The following is a 4753-nucleotide window of genomic DNA, read 5'->3' as shown; positions in this document are numbered from 1 at the left end:
TCCTCGTCGAGAGTGTTGACGACAAAATTAAGCAGATGCTCTTCTTCGATCTGATTGTCTGTTTGGGTTTGTTTCACACTACTTCCAAACAGACACTCCATCTAACCCGATGTGATCGACTGAGACTCACTTCGAATTAACTGACAGAACTATTCCGAGATACAACCTCTGTGTGTTGCACTGGCTTCTTGACGGTCTTTACGAATCGCGGTGAACGATTTAATTGCATGTTTGTATATTGACGACAGTCGCACAGTTTGCCCGAGGTCCGGAGCAGCGTCCCTAGAGTCCGTTTGTGGGCGTGAGGTTCCGGTCGAACTCGTCGAAAAAAGCCACGTCGTTGTCCAGTTCACGGTCGAGTTTCCGAGATGATCGTCTGTCCGCTAGGGCACCAAGGTCGTCGGCCACAGATTCCCACCCGGGTTTGACCTTTATGCCTTCAGCGGGGGAGCCGACGGCGATGTGGTGTGCCGGCACGTCTCCCCGGACCATCGCAGAGGTGCCGACCATCGCGTTCTCGCCGATCTGACACCCGGCGTTCACCATGGCGTCGTAGCCTAGGCGTACGTCGTCCTCAATAACCGTCCGGTAGGTGGTCACGTCGGACTGGTCGACAACGTCGTGGCTGTGGGTGTGAATGTGGGCCCGGTCCGCGATGGAGACCCGATCGCCGATGACCAGTTCACCCCGGTCGTCGAGTAACACGTCGTTGTGGACGACGGTGTTGTCGCCCATTTCGATGTTGTGGCCGCACTGAATCTTGATCCCGCCAAACAGACGGAGGCCGTCGCCAGCGTCTGCGAAGAGGTGGTTGGCGAGCATTTGGCGGAACGGGAGCGCGAACGCGACGTTGTTCGACAGCGGCGAGAGGTCGAAGCCGCGCCAGAGGTACTGGAGGTATTTCGCTTCCTGGAGTTCCTCGTGTTCCTGCTCGGCCCAGTGTTCGGCCTCAATGAAGGCGTTTTGCGGGTTGTAACTCCGGAGTCTGACCCGGGTCATCGGTGGTAGCTCCCGACCGGCCCGATACTGATCGTACACCTGGCGCTCCCCGAAGAGGTCGATGAGCGTCTCTTGGACCACTGTCGCGGTGTCGGCGTCCGATGAGAGCCGCCTATCAATATGATCGACGGCCTGGTCAATAACTTCCTGTGCGTCCGACGGGAGTTCGATGTGTCGTTTCATAAGTCGCAGTGGTGTTTCGGGTGGTATCCGAGTTGGAAAGACGGTTGATCGCAACGCGCGGCGGCAGCCGCACCACTTGCATGGATGGCGTCACTTGCAACATTTGTACCGTGTTGTACAATAGCACCCACCATATTAACTAGTTTTCGCTGAAAAAATTGGATTATTATAAATAATCGATTTCGTTCCTCAGGGACGGACACTACGGCATTTGCGGACGGTGTACCGTGGGAAACGTGAAACAAGACCCGGTGTAGTGCTACATACAAGCTCTGTGTGTTTCACTGGCAAATCTACTAGATGAGTGACTAAATCGCTGACCTCCTCACGGCTTTGCGAATCGCTGTGGACGATCTAATTGCACGTTTGTACAATAACGTGCAAAAAGTCGGCTTTGGACCGGGACTAGCTCCCGTTGAGGGCCAATATTAGCATCTCTCAGTTCATGATTCTCTTTGTAACACGCAATGCGTACCGATCACAATGACAATTGAGTGCTTCCCGCGCACGCGTGTGCTACTCCGCTGGCTGGTGATAGTGCGCGAAAAACATCCCAGTCTCGACGATAACTGGAGATCGCTAGACAGCACTACTCACTGATCTCGCCATACAGTATATCATCGAGATCTGCTTCACTTACTGTCTCATCACCGAGTATTGGATCTGTTTCCCAGACGGGATCTTCCGGATTGATACCTGTGACATCGCCCGCCGGTTGAAGCCAGTAGATATTCCGTCCAGCTGTCTTCCGTTTACCGAGCATCCCTTGACTATGAAACTCATTCAATTTCCACCGAGCAGCTTCTGCTGTCACGCCGAGTTCCGATGCAATATCAGCACTAGTCACAGCTGGTCCAGCAACTGTCCTGAAAACTTGCCGCACACGGTCGATCGTGACTGTTTCAGCATACTGCCCGAATTCGGTTCGTTCTCGGCTCATGATTACAAATATTTACTTTATGATATAACCGTAGTGAGTACGACCCGTTGTATAGCTTACTTGGTTTGGCAAATAAATAGCGGGATATACAACCTGGCTCTTACTAATTTCCAACGAGTCTCGCTGGTTTTCGATCCAATGAAAAATATATTTATATTCTGACCTTTTTGTAGATCTATATGTGGATAACATGTATTGCGTACTAGTCCGTGATAGAGCGTATGTCAACCAAAGAGGTCCATGCAGAATCCAAGGTTAGTGATAGAGGAACAGTCACGATCCCGGTGGACCTCCGTCGACAACTCGATCTTGAGCCAGGTGACAAACTCCGCTGGAACACTGATGAGGAAGGGAATCTCTCCGTAGAAGTGGTCAAGCAGCGCTATGGAGCATTCGAAGACGACGACATGAAGGCTCCGATGGGCGGTGACAGCCTCGAAACACATGATCTGGCCGGGGACGAGGAAAATCCATTCAACTGATCTTAACAGACAACGAAAGCACCGACAATCGCATTTGGTTCTGTTGTCGACGCTAAGAAGGACAAGACAAGGCGTTCATGCCCAGTCATGGTTATCGATGCCCTCGTAGTGTTTCAACCGACTCTTGATCTCCCAAGCTTCCCATCGACACTCGTGATAGAGAACATTAGCGAGGTCGTCGAAATTGCTCTTATTGAGTTCAATACCACGGTTTCCACGGTAGGTGATATAGGGTTCGCTTCGGAGGTTGGCGTAGACCTCACGTGCGGTAGGGTAGTCGTCTCCAATAGCTGAGAGACTGAGGAGAGATTCCTCTGTGATTGGTGTGCCCCACTTATGTTTCGCAATCATCGTCGCCAGGAGGGCACACTTCACCGACGGTTTCTCCATAACCGATAGATAAACCCACTTTAATATAAATGCTGTTAGTGGCACTTAACAGTGGTGGAAATACTTATGAACACATGGGTGTTATCTCACGGTATGAGCAGTATGGAACACGCAGCTGACCGCGGAGAAAAAAAGCAACTCCGTATGGACCACCCAAGCGGGTGGCTCTACCTCACACAGCACGATGCCATCCCAATTCTGGTAGATGCGTTGCTTGATCTCCCGCCGAACCGTGAATTCAACAAAACCGAACTCGCAGAGCACGCCGGTGTTACTCGCCAGACTGTCGGGAACTATACTGATCTCCTCCTTGAGGTTGAAGTTATCGAGGAAGTTCAGAACACGTCTCCACGTCGGTACAGAGTTGCGGACAGCAACGTCGTCCGAGAACTCTTTGAGTTGAATAGTGCGCTCAACAACGTTGGCACAGAGTAGGGGTACTTACACTCTAGGCGATCATCTGTGAGGTCATCACCTGTTCATCCCGAACACATCATCTATGTTTGGCTTTTAAATATAGTCTGACAGCATCCAGTCGTTGACTTATGAGCCTACAGGCGAATCATCTGGTATGACTGAGTCGGACCCAGCAGAGCTCTCGCCTTTGAATGAAGGAACGCCGTCGCTTGACGCGCCGGTCGCGGTGGAATGGTGGTTCGAATTCGATGAGGACGGACAACCCGATTTCGACACGTTCCACGGGTTTCACGACGCCGAGAAGATTGCTGATGGCGAACCACCGGCAGTTACGGATGACGAGGTTGTGACTTCAGCAGGGGTAACCGTAGAGCCCAACAGTGATTCGAAGGCTGATGCCGGGGACTCTCCTCATTTGTTCCTCACACACCGAGAAGCGCTTGAACGCGGTATCGATCCGTGTGTCGAGTGTTTCCCAGCGTACGCGACGGACCGTCGAATCGAGAAAGAACGAAGCGATGGTGGGATTCTCTGCGAACAAGGTGTTGAAGGAATCGTGTTCGCATTATCGACCCGTCACGACTTGGACTCAGAGTGGAAGATCGACTCAGTGCATGAATCGTACACGTCGTTGTTGTACCGGGCGCGCGCGGTTCGTGCACACGTCGGTTCGGCTGGCGGGCGGCTTCGTGTTTCGTATATGCCGCTTCGACAGGCTTCGTACACGTCGTTCGAGGAGGCGATGGAGGCAGAGCCGTTCATGGCACACGTATCCGAGCTCAGATTGATACAGCCAACAGAGCTCTCAGCGGTTCGTGATCAGGTCGGAGACGAGGCCCTGGAGACGCAGGTACAACATGAACACCGTTATTCGGTGACAGGGAATACGAAGCCGTCGGTCGTTCACAGAGCGGACACACCACCGTGCGGGTATGAACGCGAATTCTCTCCATTGTGGGGAGAGGAAGACAGTGAACTCCGAGAGATGCTTGATGAGAAACGGCAAACTGCTGCTGACATCATCGACCGAGGGAATGTTGTCGAGTTCTGTGCGTCGTGTTTCCCGGAACTTGCAGCGTGGACTGGTGATTCTGAGGAGTCAACCCGAGAAACGTGAATCATGGTTCGAGGTTCCCGGTTCTACTTCGAGAGGCTCCGTGTAGACGAGTGCGTCGGATGCGTGGTTGGAGCCTGAATTTTATAATTGCTAACATATGAGCCTGTCTAAGAATTCCACACCACCCGACACCTGATATCGGCCGAAGACACCGCTGCACAAATTGACAAACCGATTCAGTAGTGTTGTCGAAAAGAAAATCGAGTTCAGCTACCTAGCGATCGC

Annotated in this window: 6 protein-coding genes; 3 read left to right on the top strand and 3 right to left on the bottom strand. The window is 52.3% G+C overall.

The window, feature by feature from the left end; all coding sequences use genetic code 11:
• Nucleotides 1–282 precede the first annotated feature (282 nt).
• Complete coding sequence (locus tag O2S87_RS18060) at nt 283–1182, bottom strand: acyltransferase (protein WP_475410128.1); 900 nt, start codon at nt 1180–1182, stop codon at nt 283–285.
• A gap of 589 nt (nt 1183–1771) precedes the next feature.
• Nucleotides 1772–2122 (bottom strand): hypothetical protein, encoded by a 351-nt coding sequence (locus O2S87_RS18055; RefSeq protein ID WP_475410127.1) that lies wholly within the window; start codon nt 2120–2122, stop codon nt 1772–1774.
• Nucleotides 2123–2343: 221 nt separating this feature from the next.
• Between O2S87_RS18055 and O2S87_RS18050 the strand changes: the two genes are divergently transcribed.
• A complete protein-coding gene (locus tag O2S87_RS18050; RefSeq protein ID WP_475410126.1) occupies nt 2344–2604 on the top strand; it encodes an AbrB/MazE/SpoVT family DNA-binding domain-containing protein in 261 nt (86 codons plus the stop codon).
• A gap of 75 nt (nt 2605–2679) precedes the next feature.
• Here O2S87_RS18050 and O2S87_RS18045 read toward each other — a convergent pair whose 3' ends face one another.
• Entirely contained in the window at nt 2680–2994 is a 315-nt protein-coding gene (locus O2S87_RS18045) for a hypothetical protein (protein ID WP_475410125.1), read from the bottom strand.
• A gap of 93 nt (nt 2995–3087) precedes the next feature.
• On the opposite strand from O2S87_RS18045, the gene O2S87_RS18040 reads away from it, so the two are divergent.
• A complete protein-coding gene (locus O2S87_RS18040) occupies nt 3088–3429 on the top strand; it encodes a hypothetical protein (RefSeq protein WP_475410124.1) in 342 nt (113 codons plus the stop codon).
• Nucleotides 3430–3565: 136 nt separating this feature from the next.
• Nucleotides 3566–4528, top strand: coding sequence for a hypothetical protein (locus O2S87_RS18035; protein ID WP_475410123.1), 963 nt, complete (start codon nt 3566–3568; stop codon nt 4526–4528).
• The last annotated feature ends 225 nt before the right edge of the window (nt 4529–4753 follow it).

This window comes from Halohasta sp. A2 (genome assembly GCF_056175805.1).
This window is presented reverse-complemented; position numbering and strand designations above follow the sequence as displayed.

Coding starts and splice junctions, on each gene's coding strand:
- O2S87_RS18060 (WP_475410128.1), bottom strand. CDS start 1,182: ATGAAACGACACATCGAACTCCCGTCGGACGCACAGGAAGTTATTGAC.
- O2S87_RS18055 (WP_475410127.1), bottom strand. CDS start 2,122: ATGAGCCGAGAACGAACCGAATTCGGGCAGTATGCTGAAACAGTCACG.
- O2S87_RS18050 (WP_475410126.1), top strand. CDS start 2,344: ATGTCAACCAAAGAGGTCCATGCAGAATCCAAGGTTAGTGATAGAGGA.
- O2S87_RS18045 (WP_475410125.1), bottom strand. CDS start 2,994: ATGGAGAAACCGTCGGTGAAGTGTGCCCTCCTGGCGACGATGATTGCG.
- O2S87_RS18040 (WP_475410124.1), top strand. CDS start 3,088: ATGAGCAGTATGGAACACGCAGCTGACCGCGGAGAAAAAAAGCAACTC.
- O2S87_RS18035 (WP_475410123.1), top strand. CDS start 3,566: ATGACTGAGTCGGACCCAGCAGAGCTCTCGCCTTTGAATGAAGGAACG.